The 19,767-nt window shown below is 51.7% G+C and carries 15 protein-coding genes and 1 tRNA gene; 7 read left to right on the top strand and 9 right to left on the bottom strand.

The window, feature by feature from the left end; translation table 11 throughout:
- Window positions 1-88: 88 nt before the first annotated feature.
- The 7 genes from TRESADRAFT_RS06840 to TRESADRAFT_RS06820 form a co-directional block, all read right to left on the bottom strand.
- Entirely contained in the window at window positions 89-1,108 is a 1,020-nt protein-coding gene (locus tag TRESADRAFT_RS06840) for a hypothetical protein (RefSeq protein ID WP_002704139.1), read from the bottom strand.
- A gap of 83 nt (window positions 1,109-1,191) precedes the next feature.
- Window positions 1,192-1,263: transfer RNA gene (locus TRESADRAFT_RS16130), tRNA-Gly, on the bottom strand.
- Window positions 1,264-1,415: 152 nt separating this feature from the next.
- Window positions 1,416-2,177, bottom strand: a complete 762-nt coding sequence (locus tag TRESADRAFT_RS06835; RefSeq protein ID WP_002704137.1) for an exodeoxyribonuclease III — start codon at window positions 2,175-2,177, stop codon at window positions 1,416-1,418.
- Window positions 2,178-2,205: 28 nt separating this feature from the next.
- Entirely contained in the window at window positions 2,206-2,370 is a 165-nt protein-coding gene (locus TRESADRAFT_RS16235) for a hypothetical protein (protein ID WP_159100039.1), read from the bottom strand.
- Window positions 2,371-2,429: 59 nt separating this feature from the next.
- Window positions 2,430-3,149, bottom strand: a complete 720-nt coding sequence (araD, locus tag TRESADRAFT_RS06830; protein ID WP_002704135.1) for an L-ribulose-5-phosphate 4-epimerase AraD — start codon at window positions 3,147-3,149, stop codon at window positions 2,430-2,432.
- A 77-nt stretch (window positions 3,150-3,226) separates the two neighbouring features.
- Window positions 3,227-4,747 (bottom strand): L-arabinose isomerase, encoded by a 1,521-nt coding sequence (gene araA, locus TRESADRAFT_RS06825; RefSeq protein WP_002704134.1) that lies wholly within the window; start codon window positions 4,745-4,747, stop codon window positions 3,227-3,229.
- A gap of 62 nt (window positions 4,748-4,809) precedes the next feature.
- Window positions 4,810-6,405 (bottom strand): xylulokinase, encoded by a 1,596-nt coding sequence (locus TRESADRAFT_RS06820; protein WP_040842472.1) that lies wholly within the window; start codon window positions 6,403-6,405, stop codon window positions 4,810-4,812.
- A gap of 147 nt (window positions 6,406-6,552) precedes the next feature.
- On the opposite strand from TRESADRAFT_RS06820, the gene TRESADRAFT_RS06815 reads away from it, so the two are divergent.
- Genes TRESADRAFT_RS06815 through TRESADRAFT_RS06805 form a run of 3 tightly spaced genes read left to right on the top strand, consistent with a single transcriptional unit; the run spans window position 6,553 to window position 10,662 of the window.
- Window positions 6,553-7,590: an ABC transporter substrate-binding protein gene (locus TRESADRAFT_RS06815; RefSeq protein ID WP_002704130.1), complete on the top strand. Its 1,038-nt coding sequence runs from the start codon at window positions 6,553-6,555 to the stop codon at window positions 7,588-7,590.
- Complete coding sequence (locus TRESADRAFT_RS06810) at window positions 7,591-9,033, top strand: sensor histidine kinase (RefSeq protein ID WP_002704128.1); 1,443 nt, start codon at window positions 7,591-7,593, stop codon at window positions 9,031-9,033. It begins immediately after the preceding gene.
- A 24-nt stretch (window positions 9,034-9,057) separates the two neighbouring features.
- Window positions 9,058-10,662, top strand: coding sequence for a response regulator (locus TRESADRAFT_RS06805; protein WP_002704126.1), 1,605 nt, complete (start codon window positions 9,058-9,060; stop codon window positions 10,660-10,662).
- Window positions 10,663-10,768: 106 nt separating this feature from the next.
- Here the strand turns inward: TRESADRAFT_RS06805 and TRESADRAFT_RS06800 are convergent, their stop codons facing one another.
- The gene (locus TRESADRAFT_RS06800) at window positions 10,769-12,277 is read right to left on the bottom strand and encodes a carbon starvation CstA family protein (protein ID WP_002704124.1); all 1,509 of its coding nucleotides are present in this window, start codon (window positions 12,275-12,277) and stop codon (window positions 10,769-10,771) included.
- A gap of 307 nt (window positions 12,278-12,584) precedes the next feature.
- Here TRESADRAFT_RS06800 and TRESADRAFT_RS06795 point away from each other — a divergent pair, with 307 nt between their 5' ends.
- The 4 genes from TRESADRAFT_RS06795 (at window position 12,585) to TRESADRAFT_RS06775 (ending at window position 17,459) form a co-directional block, all read left to right on the top strand.
- Window positions 12,585-13,538 (top strand): substrate-binding domain-containing protein, encoded by a 954-nt coding sequence (locus tag TRESADRAFT_RS06795; RefSeq protein WP_002704122.1) that lies wholly within the window; start codon window positions 12,585-12,587, stop codon window positions 13,536-13,538.
- Window positions 13,539-13,790: 252 nt separating this feature from the next.
- Complete coding sequence (locus TRESADRAFT_RS06785) at window positions 13,791-15,311, top strand: sugar ABC transporter ATP-binding protein (protein WP_040842468.1); 1,521 nt, start codon at window positions 13,791-13,793, stop codon at window positions 15,309-15,311.
- Window positions 15,301-16,380 (top strand): ABC transporter permease, encoded by a 1,080-nt coding sequence (locus TRESADRAFT_RS06780; RefSeq protein WP_002704118.1) that lies wholly within the window; start codon window positions 15,301-15,303, stop codon window positions 16,378-16,380. The genes TRESADRAFT_RS06785 and TRESADRAFT_RS06780 overlap by 11 nt, the downstream gene beginning before the upstream one ends.
- A 2-nt stretch (window positions 16,381-16,382) precedes the next feature.
- The gene (locus TRESADRAFT_RS06775) at window positions 16,383-17,459 is read left to right on the top strand and encodes an ABC transporter permease (RefSeq protein WP_002704116.1); all 1,077 of its coding nucleotides are present in this window, start codon (window positions 16,383-16,385) and stop codon (window positions 17,457-17,459) included.
- 260 nt (window positions 17,460-17,719) lie between these two features.
- Here TRESADRAFT_RS06775 and TRESADRAFT_RS06770 read toward each other — a convergent pair whose 3' ends face one another.
- Window positions 17,720-19,663 (bottom strand): hypothetical protein, encoded by a 1,944-nt coding sequence (locus tag TRESADRAFT_RS06770; protein WP_002704114.1) that lies wholly within the window; start codon window positions 19,661-19,663, stop codon window positions 17,720-17,722.
- Window positions 19,664-19,767: the final 104 nt, after the last annotated feature.

Below are 19,767 nucleotides of genomic sequence, written 5' to 3'. Positions count from 1 at the left end.
TCCTTTTCCTCGTCTTTGCAGCAGAACGGAGCCGAAGCAAGGATTTCGGGCTCGTTTTATGTATCGGCATTATTTCCGGGCGTTTCCTTTATGAGCCGCTTTCCCGCTCTTTTTCCGCCGTCTTTGCTGAATAAAAATCGATTTCCTGCTGGATGTATTTGTCGAACTGCACCGAGCCTTCGGGAATCTCGTCGGAGAAAGCGATGTTCTTGTATGCGGGCGCGAGCACGACCGTTATGAAATTCCTTGCAAGCTGGGAAACGGCGTCGTTCAGGTAGCCGAATTCGCCGCCGTCGGAGAGCGACTTCTGGTATTCGTCCTCGAATTTCGCGAGATATCCGTCGACGATGTTCTTCGAGAATGAGTCGTTCAGCACCGTCACCGTGTCGAGCACAGGCTCGCCCGTCGGTTTCGCCTTCCGGTATGTGCAGTGCCTTAGCTCCTTTATCGGCGTCGCCGTGATGTTTTTCGACGAGCCGATGAATTTCGGCGTGATTCCGGAGACAACGACGGAATCGTCATCCGTCTTCTTTATCATCACGCCCGCCATGTCCACGCCGAATTTCGCGTCGATGTCGTGCGTGCTTACGACGAGGACTTTGTCGTTCGCGAATCCGGCATCGACAATCCCGAGGAATTTCCGCTGTTCCGGCAATGAGACGGGCTCATCGTGGACGACCGTCTGACGGAGGTTCGCCTTGAGGAGCGCGACTTCCGCGATGTCGTGCATTTTTGCGACGCTTGCCTGCGTGTTTTTGAGGAGGGCAAGCTGCGTGCGCATCGAGTCGATTTCGATTTTGCGTTCGGCAGCCTCGCGCTCGAGCTTCTTCGTTTTCATTTCCGCTTCCAGTCTGGAAATCTCGCCGATTCTTCCCGCCCTCGCTTTCGATTCGATGAGCGAGTCGAGCGAGAGCGTCGCGGGAACCATCAGGATTGCTGTTCCTGCCGCGGACAGCACGATTGCCGTGTGCGCCGGAAGTTTCGTCCTGAGCGAAACCGATATCAGCTCGGCGATAAAAGCGAATATGAGGATGACCGATATGAAAAACCATATCAGCGCGCCTGTCTGCTCTAAAAAAGCCCGTGCGTTCAGAAAGATATTCTCCATTGACTCCTCCTTTCCTTTTTCCGCGCATAAAAAAACGCGCCCGAAAAGTCCATAACCTTTCGGGCGCGTTTTCATCAAAAAGAAGCGGTTGACGGGAGTCGAACCCGCGTCACGGGCTTGGGAAGCCCGGATAATAGCCGTTATATGACAACCGCAAAAGCGAGATTAATATACATCATCGCTTTTTTTTGTTCAAGTGTTTTGCCCGAAATTCTGAATAAAAACGACCGATTTCAGCATTTTCGTTCGTTGATTCCGAACCTGTTTCGGAATGACGGTTTCGTTTCCGGACAGCAGGTTTGCCTGGCTAGAATTCAAGCTCAAGCTCGACTGGGCAGTGGTCGGAGCCCAAAATATCGGCGTGGATTTTCGCGTCTGAAATACGCGGCTTGATGTCGTCGGAGACAAGGAAATAATCGATTCTCCATCCGGCATTGCGCTCGCGCGCGTGGAACCGGTACGACCACCAGCTGTAAGCGTCTTTGAGTTCTGGATTGAGCGTTCGGAATGTGTCAATAAATCCGCTTGCGAGCAGTTCCGTCATTTTTGCGCGCTCCTCGTCCGTAAATCCTGCGTTGCGCCTGTTCGCGGACGGATTTTTTATGTCGATTTCCTCGTGCGCGACGTTCATGTCCCCGCAGACGATTACCGGCTTTTTCGCCTTGAGCGAGACGAGGAAGTTCCTGAAATCGTCCTCCCACGCCATGCGGTAATCGAGCCGTTTCAGTTCGTTCTGGGAATTCGGCGTGTAGACCGTGACGAGGAAAAAATCCGCGTATTCGAGCGTGATGACGCGCCCTTCCGTGTCGTGCTGTTCGATTCCGATTCCGTAAGAAACGCTCAGCGGCTCGTGCTTCGTGAAAATCGCGGTTCCGGAGTATCCTTTTTTCTGCGCGTAGTTCCAGTATTCCTTGTAGCCGGGCAAATCCATCTCGATTTGTCCCGCCTGAAGCTTCGTTTCCTGAAGGCAGAAAAAATCCGCGCCGAGCGAATCGAATGCTTCCATGAAATTCTTTCCCATCACGGCGCGAAGCCCGTTTACGTTCCAAGATATGAATTTGTATTTCATGATGTGATTATACCAGCTACGAAAACGGTCAAAAAGGGGAGAAGCAGTTGTATTTTTCGTTGATTGAAATTATTTCAGCATATTTATTTGTATTTACCAGCGTTTCTGTTCTAACAAAAAAGTGCATTCCAATGCTTTCGGCATCTGGGAATGCACTTTCATCAGATGAACTCACATCAAAGGCAATAGGCATTTCTGAAGAATACGCAGCCGGCAGAGCGAGATATTTACAGAGGGCTAAAAAGTTGTTACTTATTTTTTCTGACCGTAGTAAGCGTTCGGTCCGTGCTTGCGTTGGTAGTGCTTGTCGATGATGTACGGTGGCAATTGGGTTGCGGCAGGATTTACCTGCAGAGTGATTGTCGCCATTTTTGCAACTTCTTCAAGAACTGCGGCGTTGTACACGGCTTTGTCCGGTGTAGCTCCCCATGTGAATGGCCCGTGTCCTGCGACCAAAACCATCGTTGTTTCTGCCGGGTGCAAACCTTCGTCGGCAAAGTGCTTTACGATAAGGTTTCCGGTCTCAAGCTCGTAGTTTCTTGTGAGAGCGTCTTTTGTAATGTAAGGCGTGCAAGGAACTACCGACTGAATGTGGTCTGCGTGCGTCGTTCCAAAAAGCGGAATAGGACGTTGTGCCTGTGCCCAGCCCACGGCGTAAGTTGAATGCGTATGCACGATTCCGCCGATTTTGGCTCCGCCTTTTACAGCCCATTCTTTGTAAAGAACAAGGTGCGTGTTTGTATCGCTTGAAGGATTCAATTCACCCTCAACAACCTTTCCGTCCAAATCGACAACAACCATGCTGTCAACTGTAAGTTCCGGGTAAGCGACTCCAGATGGCTTAATCGCAAAAACACCTGCGTCTGGGTCAAAAGCCGACACGTTTCCCCAAGTGTAAATTGCAAGTTTTTGAGCCGGAATCTGCATGTTTGCTTCGTAAGCCTGCTCTTTTATTGTCTGAAACATACTCATATTTTTTGTCCTTAGTTTTGTCATGCCGAAAGGCTTTTACAAAAAAACTTGTTTCGGCATGACGTAACTCTACTATATTAGCGTTTTGCGTTCCAGTAAGCGGCGTTCCAGCGGAGTTCGTTACGAATCTGAGGAATTGTAGTCTCTTTTCCGATTGCCACGCACTCAATTCCGACCATCTCAGCCCAGTCCTGAAGCTGCTCGCGTGTGATGATGTTCGAGAATGCAGTGTGGTGTCCGCCGCCTGCGAGAATCCATGCTTCTGCAGAAGTTGCAAGGCTCGGATACGGCTGCCAGAGCATTCGTGCAACTGGGAGTTTTGGAAGCGGTGCTTCTGGCGGAATTACGTTGATTTCGTTGATTACGCAGCGGAAGCGGTTACCCATGTCAACGACAGCGGCAACGAGACCTTCGCCTTCGAGTGTGTTGAATACGAAGCGTGCAGGTGGCTCTTTGTCGCCGATTCCGAGGTGATGAACTTCGATTTTTGGTTTTGAGACAGCGATTTCTGGGTCAACTTCGAGCATGTGGCTACCCATGTTGGCTTCTTTGCCTTTGACAAGGTTGTAAGTATAGTCTTCCATGAATGCGTTGCCTTTTTTGCCCGCAACAACCTGACCTGCCGTCATTGCCTTGAACGTTCGGACGAGAGCGGAAGTTTTCCAGTCACCTTCCGCACCGAATCCGTAGCCGTCTGCAAGAAGTCTCTGAATTGCAAGACCTGGAAGCTGCTTCATTCCGTGCAAATCCTGGAAGTTGGTGCAGAGTGCTTTTCCGTCGTTGTCCTTGAGGAATTTTCTGAGGGCGATTTCGATTTTTGCCTGCTCTTTAATCTGACCGATAACAAAATCCTTGTCGAATCCGTTTCCACAGTCATATACGATTTCGTATTTCTGATTGTATTCGTCGAAGAGTGCGTCAATATCACCCTGGCTAACTTCGTTCATGTACGCTACGAGGTCGCCGATTCCGTAATACGGAACACTCCATCCGAATTTAATCATTGCCTCAACTTTGTCGCCGTCAGTAACAGCAACTTCGCGCATGTTGTCTCCGAAGCGGATTACGCGGAGCGTTTTTCCATCAGCAACGGCGCGGGCAACTCGCATCCAGTCAGCGATTCTTTTCTGAGTGCATTCATCTGCCCAGTGACCAACGATAACTTTTCGTGGCATGTCCATTCGGCTTGTGATGAATCCGAATTCGCGGTCTCCGTGCGCACTCTGGTTCAGGTTCATAAAGTCCATGTCCATCGTTGCGTAAGGAATTTCCACGTTGAACTGAGTGTTGAGCTGCAAGAGAGGTTTTTTGTAAGCGTTCAAGCCCGCAATCCACATTTTTGCAGGGCTGAATGTGTGGCACCAAACGATAACGCCGGCACATTTGTCGCAGGCATTCGCTTCTTCAAGAGTTTTGTGGATTGAAGATGGCGTCAAAAGAGTCTCTTTCCAAACGAGTTTGCAAGGAAATCCTGCTTTGGCGTTAAGCTCATCAACGATTTTTTTTGAGTCGATGGCAACCTGTTTTAATGTCTCCTCTCCATACAAGTCTTGGCTTCCTGTAAGAAACCAAAATTCAAACTCCTCTAATCCTATCATCTTTTTTTCCTCCTTTTTTGATGATTAGTTTTTTTATAATTTTTTCGACTTTGCCCACCGGCTTATTCAATCGATTCGATAGCAGCTTTTTCGATTGCCAAGCCTTTTGTGTAGCGTGCGAAGAATTTGTTGAATCCTTCAATGTCATCTTGTTTTGGCGAAACCGTCGTTTTCTTGCTTGTGGCAAATACTTTTTCGGCCAGCCATGCGTCAAGAGTCTTTCCGCCACCGTTCACGAGATAGCTTGCCAAAACAGCCATTCCCCACGGACCGCCCTCGCCAGCAGTTTCCAGTGCAGAAACAGGGGTGTGCAATGCAGCAGACATAACGGTAAGTCCAGTTTCCGCGGTCTTGAAGAATCCGCCGTGACCTGTAAGGCTGTCAATTTTTACGTTTTCTTTGTCAAAAAGAATGTCCATGCCGGTTCTGAGCGCGCCGAGAGCCGTAAAAAGTTGTGCGCGGATAAAGTTTGGCATTGTAAAGTTTGCGTGCTGCGTGCGGACAAAAAGCGGTCTGCCTTCCGTAAGACCTGTAATGCTTTCTCCAGAAAGATAATTGAACGGTAAAAGCCCGCCGCAGTCTTTGTCACCTTCAAGAGCGGCTTTTAAAAGCGTTCCGTAGAGCTTGCCTTTGTCAACGTTGCAGCCAGTTGCCTTTAGAACCTCGTCAAAGAGATTTACCCAATGGTCAAACTCGCCCATGCAGTTGTTCGCGTGGGCCATCGCCACGAGCGCGCCGTCAGGCGTTGTGACCAAATCAATCAAGCCGTTGTAAGCTTTGCTCAAATCCTTTTCGAGGACGACCATCGCAAAAACCGAAGTTCCTGCCGAGACATTTCCCGTTCGTTTTGCGACGCTGTTTGTCGCAATCATTCCAGTTCCGGCATCGCCTTCTGGCGGAGCAAGTTTAGCTCCGGCTTCAAGCTCGCCTGTTGGGTCAAGGAGTTTTGCACCGTCCGCGGTGAGCGTGCCTGCATCTTCGCCTGCAAGAAGAACTTTCGGCAGCAAATCTTCCAGTTTCCAAGCGAATTTTTTGTCAGCAACAAGATTGTCAAATTTTTCTATAAATTTTTTGTTGTAATTTTTTGTGGCAGTGTCAATCGGGAACATTCCGGAAGCGTCTCCGATTCCCAAAACTTTTTGGCCTGTGAGCTTCCAATGAATGAATCCCGCGAGGGTTGTAAAGAAAGAAATGTCTTTTACGTGCGGCTCTTTGTTCAGAATTGCCTGATAAAGATGCGAAATGCTCCAGCGTTCCGGGATAGGGTAGCAGAAGAGCGAAGAAAGTTTTTCTGAAGCTTCGCCGGTAATCGTGTTGCGCCACGTTCTGAACGGAACAAGAAGCGTACCGTTCTTGTCAAAGGCAAGGTATCCGTGCATCATTGCCGAAATTCCAAGTGCCCTGATTTTTTTGAGGGCGACACCGAACTTTTTCTGAACGTCAGATTTCAAGTCGGAATACGCCGATTGCAGACCCGCAATAATCTCTTCCTGCGAGTAAGTCCAGATTCCGTCTACGAGGGAATTTTCCCAGGTGTGACTTCCTTGTGCGACTGGCGCGTTCGTTTCGTCAATCAGCACAGCCTTGATTCGTGTCGAGCCGAATTCGATTCCCACAATCGCATTGCCCGATTCAATGAGGTTTTTAATTGCGTCCATGTTTTCCTTCTGTTTTTTTAGATTGGCTCCCATTGTAATTCGGTTATTTAAAAATGGCAAAATAATTATAAAAAATATATTTTTTGCACTATAGCGATAATTCTTGACTTTATAATATCTCGTTCATAAAATGAGGCTTCTAAAAAAATGAAATTAATAAAAAGTCCGTACATGATTTTTGCTTCGCTGCTCGCCGTTGCCGCGCTTTCGTCTTTTGCCGTCCTGCTTTTCATAACGCTCGGCGGAAAGAAGGCGGAGAAAAAAAGCGAGCGGCTGATTCTGGGGTTCTCGCAGATTGGCTCGGAAAGCGCGTGGCGAACGCGGAACACGCAGTCGATTTTCGAGGCGGCGGAGAAGAACGACATCCAGATTCTGTTCGACGACGCCCGGCAGAAACAGGAAAACCAGCTGCGGGCAATCCGCTCATTCATCGTCTATCAGGTTGACGTCATCGCGTTCGTTCCGATTGTGGAGGACGGCTGGGACGATGTGCTCAAGGAGGCGCGCCGGGCGGGAATCCCCGTGATTGTCGTTGACAGGCAGATAAATTCCGACAAGTCGCTTTATGCCGGATTTTTGGGCGAGAATTCCGTTGAGGAGGGAAGGCGTGCCGCGCGCTTTTTGATGAGGAAATGCGCGGAGGAGAATTCGCCGGTGAATATCCTCGAAATACGCGGGACGGAAAATTCGTCCGTCGTCAGCGGCCGTGCCGAGGGATTCCGCGAGGAAATTTCGGCGGACAAGAAATTCAGGATAATCCATTGCGAGAACGGCGATTTCCTCCGGTCGCGCGGAAAGGAAATCGCGGACAGGCTCATTCAGAAAAACCGCGATTCGGGAATATTCAAGAACGACGGCATTTATTTCGACGGGCAGAAAATCGACGTGATTTATTCGCACAACGATTCGATGACGCTCGGAATTCTCGACTCGTTCGCCGATTACGGCATCAATCCGGCGGACTCGATAATAATCAGTTTTGACGCCGAGCAGAAATCGATTGACTCGCTCGTCGCAGGAAAACTCAACTGCGTCGTCGAGTGCAATCCGAATTTGGGCGAAATGCTCATGATTCTCGTCAAGAAAGCCGCTTCGGGACGGCAGATTCCGCGTATCACCTACAACGACGAGACTGTTTTCACCGAGGACGACGATTTCACGCTTTACGAGCCGAGAGGGTACTAAGTGAAGAACAAAAGCCTCAAGAAAACGCTCAAAATCACATACATCGTCCTTCTTTCGATTACGCTCATCCCGTCCGTGTATTCGATTGTCGTCTCGCAGATTCACACGCAGCAGTACAACAAAATCATCTCCAACGTGAGCAACGCGAACCGCATAAACGGAATCGTCAAGGACGACATACCCGAGGAGCTGTGGAACATAATCTGCGGGAAAAAGGACGTCGAGGAAGGGCGCCATTACGAGATGATGAACGAGATTACGTTCGGGCTGGAGGAGATGCTCAAGATTACGAAGAGCAACGACAGCCGCGACAAGCTTGAGGTTGCGACGCGTGCGAGCGCGACCCTCCTGAGGAGCATACACAACCTCATCGCGCGGATGAGTTTCGGAAGCTCCGTAAGCGAGAACGAGGCGCTCTTGGAGGAAATCCGCACCATCACGGGGCTTTTCTCCGACATCATGCAGGATTTCATCGTTTCGGAAAGCGAGTCCGCGTACAGGACGAACCTTTCGATAAAGAACACGTCGATTATCCTGACGCTGATTCTGCTCGTCATCACGATTTTCGCGCTGCTCATTTCGGCGAACAGCTTTATGACTGTATCCGCGGCAATCCAGAAGCCGATAAGCGACATGGAGAAGCTTTCGACGAAAGTCGCGAACGGCGAGCTCGACGCGCGCATCGACATTCCGCACGTGGACGAGCTGGACACGCTCGCTGAAAACCTCAACACAATGACGGGGCAGATTGACGTCCTCATCAAGAAGAACATGGAGGAGCAGAAGAATTTCCAGAAGGCGGAGATGAAGGCGCTCCAGGCACAGATTACGCCGCATTTTCTGTACAACACGTTCGACACGATTGTCTGGCTCGCGGAGGAGGAGAAGACGGACGAGGTCGTGCGGATTACGAAGGCGTTCTCGGACTTTTTGCGTATTTCGCTGAGCCGCGGGCATGAATGGATTACGATTGGGCAGGAGCTCGACCACATCAGAAACTATCTTACGATTCAGAAAATCCGCTATGCCGACATCCTCAATTACAGAATCGAGGCGGACGAGTCGCTCATCAACCTGAAAATGATAAAGCTAGTCCTGCAGCCGCTCGTGGAGAACGCGATTTATCACGGGATAAAGAACAAGCGCGGCCGCGGCGAGTTGTGCGTGCGCGTCTGCTATGACGACGGGAGCCGGACTAAAATCCGCTTCGAGGTTCGGGACAACGGCGCGGGTTTTACGGCGGAGCGGCTTTCCGAAGTGCGCGCGGAGCTTTCGACGGGCGCGGCAGATTCCGAGAAACTCACTTCCGTCTATGGGCTTTACAACGTGAACAAAAAGCTGAAACTGTATTACGGCGAGCAGACGCAGGGACTTGTCATCGAGTCCGAGCCGGGAAAGGGAAGCTCGATTTCGTTCGTGATTCCGGGGGAAATCGGCTCGTAGCGTTTTTGCGGGGGAGTGGGAAAAATGTACAGCGTATTTGTTGTTGATGACGAGCCGATTGTCCTTGACGGGATCCGCTCGAAAATCGATTGGGAAAGCTCGGGGTTTTCGTTTGCCGGCGAGGCGACTGACGGGGAGATTGCGCTCTCCATGCTCCATGAGGTGAAGCCCGACATTCTGATTACCGACATAAAGATGCCGTTCATGGACGGCCTGCAGCTTTCCGCGGCGGTGAAGAAAATCCAGCCGTGGATAAAAATCATAATCCTTTCCGGTCACGACGAATTCGACTACGCGAAGAAGGCAATCTCAATCGGAATCGAGGATTATCTTCTCAAGCCGTTCACGCCCGACGAGCTTCTTTCGAGCCTCAAGAAAACGGCGGTCCGCATCGACAAGGAGCGGAAGCAGCTTTCCGACATAACGCGCCTGAAGGAGGAGCTGAAATCGAGCGAGACGCTCAAGAAGAAGGAATTTTTGAGCAACCTCGTGCACGGCTCGGAGAACATGTCGGACGTGATGCAGAAAAGCCAGGAGCTCGGGCTGAACCTGATTTCGCGCTTTTACAAAGTCCTCATAAGCAGGATAAAAAGCCGGACAAGCACCATACAGAACCAGGAGGAGACGTGCTCGCTCCTCAATTCCTACCTTCCGTCGTGGGAGCAGGCGGAATGCTTTTTTCACCATTCGAACCTGCTCGTCTGCATTTTCCGCGGAAGCACCAGAGAGGAGCTTGACGAGGGAATTTTCCATGCCGCGGAGACAATCGCGCATATCGCGGCAAAAAACGACGACTGCACGACGCTGACGGCAATCGGGAAGACCGTGGAGCATCTTTCCGAGCTGAATTTGTCTTACGAGGACGCCAAGCGGATTCTCTCTGCGGGCGAGAAGGGCGGGGGAAGCCGGATTATAAGCTCGGAGGATTTGGGACAGAATCTTGATTCCGAGTCGCAGGTCGATTCCGCGCTCCTCGATTTGAAGGACAACGACCCGCTCGTCGACAGGCTCAAATACGCGGGAAAAAACGACATCTCCGCGATAATCGACGAGTCGATGCAGCTTATCAGAAGCAATCCCGGGCAGTTCAACGTCTTTGCCTCGTATCTTCTTGTCGATTTGATTTTCTCCGTGTCGAAGCTCCTCGAAAAATTCGGCGGCGACATAAAGAAGCTGAAACCGGAAATCCTCCAGCGGAAATTCATCGACGAGGCTGTTCAGGATGAGGAGAATTTCAGGCGGAAAATCACCCAGGTTCTTTCGTTCGCGCTGGAATTCCGCGATTCGAAGATGACCGGAAAATACGGCGACGTCATTCTGAAGGCGAAGCGTTATATCGAGGAGCATTACGCCGACCAGAACACGACGCTCACCACGGTCGCCGAAGTCGTCGCGCTCAGCCCGAACCATTTCAGCACGATTTTCTCGCAGGAATGCAAGACGACTTTCATCGAATACCTGACGAACGTGCGCCTTGAGAACGCCAAGCGCCTCATGCGCGAGACGGAGATGAAAGGATACGACATCGCCTACGAGTGCGGTTTTTCTGACCCGCATTATTTCAGCTACATATTCAAGAAAAACACCGGTCTGTCGCCGCGGGAATACAAATTGTCCGCTGTCCAATGAGCGGTGCAGAAAAAGAAGGGGCTGCCCAAAATGCGCGTCATGGTGAACGCGGCGGGCAGCCCTTTTTGTATGCGCTTTGAGAAAACGGTGCCGTTATCGGCGGCGACTATTTTCTTCCGATTGCGATTCCTTTCTGCCGCTCAAGGCTCGATTTCGGGTTCCTGTAAGCGGTGAGGAGGAAAAGCGCGAGGCAGACGACCGCGGCGGCGATTCCCGTTCCGTAGGAAACCGTAAGCCCGGATGCTCCCTTCGCGCCGAGGTTGAAGCATTCCGGCGCGTACATCAGATAGGTGATTGAGACCGCCGACATGAACGTCGCGGGAACTGCGGCAATCCAGCATCTGTTCCTGTTCTCGTAGTTCGTCGCAAGGTAGACGGCCCCCGCCCAAAGCACAATCATCGCCAGCGTCTGGTTCGACCATGAGAAATATCTCCAGACGACGTTGTAGTTGATGAACGAAATCGCGTATCCGATGAGCAGGAGCGGGACTGCCGCGCCGAGCCTGACTTTTATGTTTTTCTCGTCGAGCTTGAACCAGTCGAAAATCGTCATGCGTGCGCTCCTGAATGCGGTGTCGCCGGACGTAATCGGGCAGACGATTACGCCGAGCAGCGCGATGGGGCCGCCGATTTTGCCGAGCAGCGCGACGCACATGTCGTAGACGGAATTCGAATTTCCGCCGCCTATTGCCTTGAGAGCTGAAAGCCCCGTCCCGCTTCCGTCCTTGTTCCAGAAGAACGCGACGGCTGCGCTCGCCCATATGAGCGCGATTATTCCCTCCGCGACCATCGCTCCGTAGAAAATCCGCCTTCCTTCCTTCTCGCTTTTTATGCAGCGGGAGACGATAGGCGACTGCGTTGCGTGGAATCCCGAAATCGCGCCGCATGCGACCGTTATGAACATCAGCGGCCAAATCGGCTTCACTCCTGTTCCGTCAACGTTTCCGGGATAGAGGTTTTTGAACGTGAATTCCATCATCGGTCTTTCCGCCGAATTCCTGATTGTCCCGATTATGATTCCGAACGCCATCAGGATGAGGAGGATTCCGAAAAGCGGATAGACTTTTCCGATGATTTTGTCGATGGGAAGGAGCGTCGCAAGGAAATAATAGCAGAGGATGATTATCGTCCAGACTTTCACGTTCAGCCATTCGGGGGTGAGGCGCGCGAGCAGTCCCGCGGGGCCGACCATGAACACGACGCCGACGAGGACGAGGAGCACGACCGAGAAGACGCGCATGACGTTGTGCATCACGGGTCCGAGGTATTTTCCGGTGACTTCCGAAATCGAGGCCCCGTCATTTCGTTCGGAAAGCATTCCCGCGAGGAAGTCGTGGACGGCGCCGGCAAAAAGCGTTCCGGCGACAATCCAGATGTAGACGCTCGGTCCCCACATCGCCCCTGAAATCGCTCCGAAAATCGGGCCGAGACCCGCGATGTTCAGAAGCTGGATGAGGAACGCCTTCGCGGCAGGAATCGGGACGTAATCCACGCCGTCAGGATTTGCGATTGCCGGGGTCGGGTTGTCCGACGGCTTGAAGATTCTCTCGACAATCGAGCCGTAAACGAAATAGCCAACTACTAGGATGGCCAATGCAACGAAAAAAGTTACCATAAAAACCTCCTAAAGTCTGGATGGGAAATAATTCTGTGAAATTTGTTTCTCAAGCGGCTTTGTTTTTCGCCTCATTGTAAATCCGGATTTTTTCGTTGTCAAAAAAATGAGCCGCGGGGAAATCCGCCCGAGTAAGAAATCAAACTTTTTAAATAAAAAAACTAACTTTTTTCCGCGCCGGATTTTACGGGGTTCCTGAAATTCCTAAAAAAGTCAAAAAAAATCCTAAATATTTGCATTCAAAACGGTGGAGGGCGGACTTACTATTGCAACCATAGTAAAGGACATCTAAAAAAGGAGGAATTAGATGAAAAAACTTATCGCTTTTGTCATGGCGCTTCTGTGCCTGACCTCTGCTTTCGCGGCAAAGAAAAACAAGAAAGCCGCTGACGGAAAAATCAAGATTGGCATTATCAACAATCCGCCGTCAGAATCAGGCTATCGCGCGGCGAACGTGAAAGATTTCGAGACTGTTTTTACGTCTGCGAAATACGATGTGAAGACGTTCTACAGCCTCAAGAACGACGAGCAGCTCAACGCGGCATCGCAGTTCATCACCGACGGAGTTGACTACATCCTTCTTTCGGCCGCCGCCACTGACGGATGGAGCTCAGTCCTCAAGAAGGCGAAGAAATCGGGAATCAAGGTTTTCCTTTTCGACAGAATGATTAACGTGAAGGACAACCTTTACGAAGCTGCCGTCGTTTCCGACATGGCAAAAGAGGGCGACACTGCTGTCGCATGGCTCAAGGCGCAGAACCTTCCGGCTTACAACATCGTCCACATTCAGGGCGCTATGGGCTCTGATGCGCAGATTGGACGCACCGGCGCTTTGGACGCTGAATTCGCTTCAGGCAAGATGAAGAAAGTTGTCCAGCAGACGGCTACATGGGACGAGGCTGAGGCCAAGAAAATCGTCGAGTCTGTCATCAACTCTAAAGAGGACTTCAACGTAATCTACGCCGAGAACGACGGCATGGCGAAGGGAGCTGTCGCAGCCCTCGACGAGGCGGGAATCACGCACGGCGTCAACGGAAAAGTTGTCGTCATGGGATTCGACTGCAACAAGTGGGCGCTCCGCGAGCTTCTCGCAGGAAACTGGAACTATGACGGACAGTGCTCTCCGTTCCAGGCTGCCGTAATCGAGAAGATGATTTCAACGGGCAAGGTTCCCTCAAAGAAAATCATCTCCGACGAGAAGGGATTCGACGCGAAGACTATCACGCAGGCTGACATCGACAAATACGGTCTTGGTGAGTAACCATCAGATAGCGCTTTCCGCCGTCGGGAAAAACGGTGGCGGTTAGGGAGCTGTATGATTCAACGGCGTAAAGTGTGTGCTGCATATTTTACGCCGTTTTTTTTAGGAAGCCGGTTCAAAATAAAACGGTCCGGAAACGCGTTGGCAGCCATTCGGAATGCTGCGCGTCACAGGCGTTGTCTGATGAACGCTCTTCATGTTCCGGAATGCGGCGCGCTCCGGGACGAGTTTGAGTATGACAAAGGTGTATAAATGGAAAATAATGATATTGTTTTGTCAATGCGCGGAATCTACAAGGAATTTCCGGGCGTAAAGGCTCTTCAGAATGTTGACTTTACCCTGAGGGAAGCAGAAATTCACGCGCTCATGGGAGAAAACGGAGCCGGAAAATCAACTCTGGTGAAGGTTCTCACCGGAGTACATATAAAGGATGCAGGGGAAATAAGAATCGCGGGAAACGACGGTCCTGTGAATATCCGTTCCCCGCAGGATGCCCAGAATCTCGGCATCTCGACTGTCTATCAGGAAATCACGCTCTGCCCCAACCTTACGGTCGCGGAGAATATGTATATCGGTCGCGGAAATTACAAATTCGTGAACAGGAAGAAGCAGGAGAAGCAGGCGACTGAGCTTCTGCGCCACCTGAACATTCCGGCAAACGCGAGCCAGCAGCTCGGAACGTGCTCTCTTGCGGTCCAGCAGATGGTCGCGATTGCCCGAGCTGTCGATATGGACTGCAAAGTTCTCATCCTCGACGAGCCGACTTCCTCATTGGACGACAACGAAGTCGAGCTTCTGTTCACGCTGATGCGCGTCCTGAAAAGCCACGGCGTCGGAATCATTTTCATCACGCACTTCCTTGAGCAGGTTTACGAGGTCTGCGACAAAATCACGGTTCTCCGAAACGGCGAGCTTGTCGGGGAATACACCGTAAGCGAGATGCCTCGCGTAAAGCTGATTTCCGCGATGCTCGGAAAGGACGCCGAGGACATGACGAACCTCAAGAACATGAAGCGCCCCCTTCCGAACACGGAGAACGTTTACGAGGCGACCGACCTTGCGACTACGGAGGGCGTGCGTCCGTTCGATTTCAACATCAGGAAGGGCGAGGTCAACGGGTTCACCGGTCTTCTCGGTTCGGGAAGAAGCGAGAGCGTGCGCGCGGTTTTTGCCGCGGACAGAATCACGAGCGGGAAGGTCAAAATCAACGGCAAGAACGTGAAAATCACTTCCCCGAAAGACGCGATGAAAAACGGAATCGGCTATCTGCCCGAGGACAGGAAGGGTGACGGAATCATCCAGGATTTGTCGGTGCGAGAGAACATGATGCTCGCGATGCAGGTTCTGCGCGGGTTCTTCCATCCGATTTCCCGCGCGGAATCGGAAAGGCTTGCCGACGAGTACATCAAACTGCTCGAAATCAAGACGGCTTCCAAGGAGACGCCCATCAAGTCGCTTTCCGGCGGAAACCAGCAGAAAGTCATCCTTGCGCGCTGGCTTCTGACGCACCCGCAATATCTCATCCTCGACGAGCCGACCCGCGGCATCGATGTCGGGACGAAAATCCAGATTCAGAAGCAGGTGCTGAAGCTTGCCGGGCAGGGCGTGAGCGTCACGTTCATCTCCTCGGAAATCCCCGAGATGCTTTCTGTCTGCCAGCGCCTTATCGTCATGCGCGACCGGAAAATCGTCGGCGAGCTGAAGGGCGAGGAATTGAGCCAGGATGTAATCATGCAGACCATTGCCGGAGGAAAAGCAAAAAATGACAAATAAAATCGTGAATCAGATAAAAAAACTTTTTCAGTCGCAGCTTGCGATTCCGATTGTCGCGCTGCTGATTCTTGTCGTGTTCAACCTTATACGCGACCCCAGTTTCTTCTCAATCGGAATAAAGAGCAACAACTTCGGGAACACCGTCCTTTCGGGAAATCTCATCAGCATCCTCAACGGCGCGAGCGAGCTTGTAATCCTTTCGATCGGAATGACGCTCATCACGTCCGCGACGAAGGGACAGGATATTTCCATCGGGGCTGCGGCGGCAATCGCCGGCTCCGTTTTCGTGAAAATCCTGAGAGCCGGAACGATAAACGCGGGAACGATTCTCGCGGCACTGATTGTCGCTTGCCTGGTTGCGATTATCTTCTGCTTGTTCAACGGTATTCTTATCGCGAAATTCAACATTCAGCCGATGATTGCCTCGCTGATTCTGTACACGGCGGGGCGTCCGATTGCGTACTGGATTAACGGCGGAGCGACCCCGAATGTCGAAAGCCCGCTTTTGACGTATATCGGCGGTTTCATCCCGCACATCGCGATTCCGACGCCGATTCTCGTTGTCATCGCCTTCATCGTCCTGATTAACCTCCTTCTCAAAAAGACGACGCTGAGCCTGTACATCCAGTCTGTCGGCATAAACGAGCGGGCGGCGAAGCTCAACGGCATCAATCCGGTTGTATGGAAGCTTGTCGTTTTCGTAATCCTCGGCGTATGCGTGACGATGGCAGGCTCAATCAACGTCTGCCGAATCGGGCTCATCAACCATGAGACAATCCTTCTTGACATCGAGATGGACGCAATCCTCGCGGTCGCAATCGGCGGAAACTCGCTCGGCGGCGGAAAATTCAAGCTTTCCGGCTCGATTTTGGGCGCATACATCATCCAGGCCCTCACAATCACGCTCTACGCGATGAAAGTCTCATCGACGGCGGTCAAGGCGTACAAGGCAATCGTCATCATCATCATCGTTGTCGCAGGCTCTCCGGTCGTCAAGGCATGGCTCGGAAAACTCAAGAACAAGATTATGGAAAAGCACGCGGCAAAGGCAAAAGTGGAGGCGAAATAATTATGGCAAACATCATGCAGACATTGCAGGATTTGAATCCTCTCGCGAAGGGAAAAGACAAGCAGCCTCTTTCAAACACCACACTGCTCCTCACGATTACAATCTGCACCTTCGTGGGAATGTACCTTCTGGCAATGCTCATCTGGGGCGGCGGATTTTTGAACCCGCAGCAGTTTTTGGATTTGTTCAACAACAACGCATACCTCATTGTGACGGCGTGCGGTCTGACAATCGTCATGATTACCGGCGGAATCGATATTTCTGTCGGCGGCTCGGTGGCGCTTATCACGATGGCTTCTGTCGTTTTTATGGAAGACCATAACGGCGGCGTTTTCAGCTCTATCGTGATTGCCCTCGGAATCGGGCTTCTGATGGGCGTGGTTCAGGGATACTTCGTCGCATATCTCAAAATACAGCCGTTCATCGTCACCCTCGCGGGCATGTTCTTCACGCGCGGCATGACCACAATCGTCAGCAAAGTCCCCCGCACGGCAGAGAACGAGCTTTTCCTTGACTTGAAGGATTTTGAGATTGACCTTCCGCTTATCGGGACTTACGCCAAAAACGGCAACTGGATTCCGTCTTCGATTGAGGTGGGCGTAGTGATTGCCCTGATTGTCGTTCTGATTCTTTGGGCGATGCTCAGGTGGACGCGGTTCGGCCGGAATTTGTATGCGGTCGGAGGAAACAGCGAGAGCGCGCTCATGCTCGGAATCAACGTCCGCCGCACGCAGTTCTTCGCTTACGTTCTGTGCGGCGTCCTTGCCGGAATCGCAGGCTTCATCTATCTCCTTCATACGGGAGCCGGAAACGCCTCGAACGCGACCGGAGCCGAAATGCAGGCAATCGCGTCGTCGATTATCGGCGGCACATTGCTTTCGGGCGGCGTCGGAAGCGTAATCGGCACATTGTTCGGCGTAATGTCGCTCAAGACAATCAACAACATCGTCGTTGCATCAGGTCTTCGCGAGCCGTACTGGCAGAGCATCACCACCGGCCTCATGTTGTGTTTCTTCATCCTGCTCCAGAGCGTAATCCTCGCGCAAAGGAAGAGGAAGCTCGGCGCGATGGCTGGCTGATAGGCATATATATATGGAAGATTTTTGAGCAATTCTGGCGGCTGGATTCGTTCCGGCCGTTTTTTTGTTGGTGCTAAAGGTATGCTGAAAGGCGCAGACGAACAACGCGGCACGGAGAAGAATTTCCTTTCCGAAAATTCGGCATCTGCGGAATCAAGCCTGTCGTGGAGGATTTTGACGCATCCGGCCTGAAATGAGGGAACGGCTCTGCCCGAAAAATGCCGGACAGAGCCGCTTTTGCTCGGGGGCAAAGAATTCTGTTATTTTCCCTGCAAATTCGGGATTATGAATTTCGCTTCGTCGCCGTCATGTGCGGTGAAGACGTTTTCCGCGACAGTACCGACGGTGATGTTTTCCGCTTCGTGAAGCCCGTTTTGCGTGATGAACGAGAGCTTCGCAATCTGTTTTCCGACGAGCGGATGCTGCGGGTAGTTGTTTTTTGTCTCGTCCTCGCTTTTCGGCGCTTTGAATCCCATCTGACTCTTCGCCCAGAAGAAATTGCTCAGCGTCGTAAGCCCGTACGTTTTTCCGTTGGTATCAGTCGCGATGATTGCCTTCAGCGCGCTCAGCGGCTGCTCCTCGGTTCCGCCTTCAGTCACTTTCGCGGCTTTTTCCGCCTCGTCGTTGAACGTGAGCTTCGTCACTTTCCCGGCGTTCGTCGGGTCGTCGATGTACATCGTTATCTGCGGCGAGAAATCGTGATGCGCCTCGCCGTTCGTGATGGTGACGTAGAGGCGTTCGATTTTAGTTGCGTTTCCGACGATTTTTCCAGCAGAAACCGAGCCGCCTTCTGCCGAAAGCTCCTTGTAGAATGCGGGCGCGTCGTCGAGAACGTAGTAGCTGTAGTCCCCGCTCTGGAAAAGGTTCTGCTTTCCCGAATAGCGGATTGTGCTGCTCTTCCCGCGTGCGGTCGTCGTCACCTCAAAACTCGGGCTGTCGTCGGTTATCTTTTTTCCCGTGAGCGCTGAAAGAGATGCTTTCGCGATTTTTACCGGATAGGTGATTCCGCGCGTCGTCGCTTCCGAAGGAGTTTCCTGCGTGTGGTACGTTCCGTATGACATGTTTCCCGCTGCGGCTTTTGTCGTGGGGCTCGTGTACGCGTCGAATTCCTGCGCTTCTTCCTTGAAAAATTCCTCGAACGGGATGTTTACGAGCGCGTAGGCGTACTCGGTTGCCGGCGGGACATTTTCCTCGACGAAAAGTTTGATTACGTTCTCAATCATTTCTTCGTCAGCGTCGCTTGGAATTCCCGCGGCAAGCCAGAATGCGTATTCTCCGTCCAGTGCCGACTGCAAATCGTTTATGTTCGCGCCGTAGCGGAATTCGATGTGGTACGTTTCTTCCGGCGTGTCGGGACAGAGGAGAACGTATTTGTATTCACCCGCGTCGCTCTCTTTCGCCTTGTAGACGGAGCAGTCGAAGGCTCTCGATTCTCCTTCCTTGAACCTTTCCGGGAAAAGCGCGTGCCAGTTGTCGTTTTTTCCCATGTGCGAGAGCCCGAGATATTCGTAAGTATACGTTTTTGTTCCGTCGCTCAACGTGTATGCTCCGTCTTTTGACGAGAACGTGAGAACGGTGTCGAGCGGGTGGAATTCGCAGTTGAACAATCCCTGCTTTTTCTGCTCCTCGCTGACATTTTTTCCGTAGGACGGCGCGCTGATTGATGATTTGAGCATCGTTGCTGTCTGCGCGGCGTTCTCGGTTCCGACAAGCGGGGTGATGTATTTGAGCCAGATTCCGTCGTATTCCGTTTTTAGAATCGTCGGCTCGAAAAGCCCCTTGTACGCCCTCGACTGCGAGGAACCTGCGATGCTTTCAAAAGATGTATCCGTTACCGTCACCGATGATTTCGCGTCATCAAGCTTTTTTTTGATTTCCGCGACAAGCGCTTCCGCGTCGCTGTCCTTCGCGAGCGACGATGAGAGAAGTTTTTCGGCTTCCTCGACATCGGACTTTAGGGAAGCGAGCGTGCTGTCCTGCGCTACATAGGCATTCGCGATGATAATCGCCTCGTTCAGTTCCGTGATACTCTCGTTTGACAGCGGGGATGTTTTTCCGTCTTCCGGATATGACGATTCTCCCTGCGTGTCCTTCCCGTCATTTCCGTCATCCGAGCATGAGGAAAAACCGAGCGCCGCGGCAAGCAACAGTGGTGCAAAAACCGCCTTCAGAACTGACGCGGCAAAGCGTGATGTTTTTTTCATAACGACTCCTTGTTTTTTTATGGTTAGCTATTGCTAACGCGCGTGAATTTAATCTAACATATGTGACATGTCAATTGATTCATTGAAAATAGTCTTACTTTTTG

The sequence above is a fragment of the Treponema saccharophilum DSM 2985 genome (assembly GCF_000255555.1).
GTDB lineage: Bacteria > Spirochaetota > Spirochaetia > Treponematales > Treponemataceae > Treponema_D > Treponema_D saccharophilum.
Note: the sequence above shows the minus strand (reverse complement) of the source record. Positions and strands in the feature narration are given on the sequence as shown.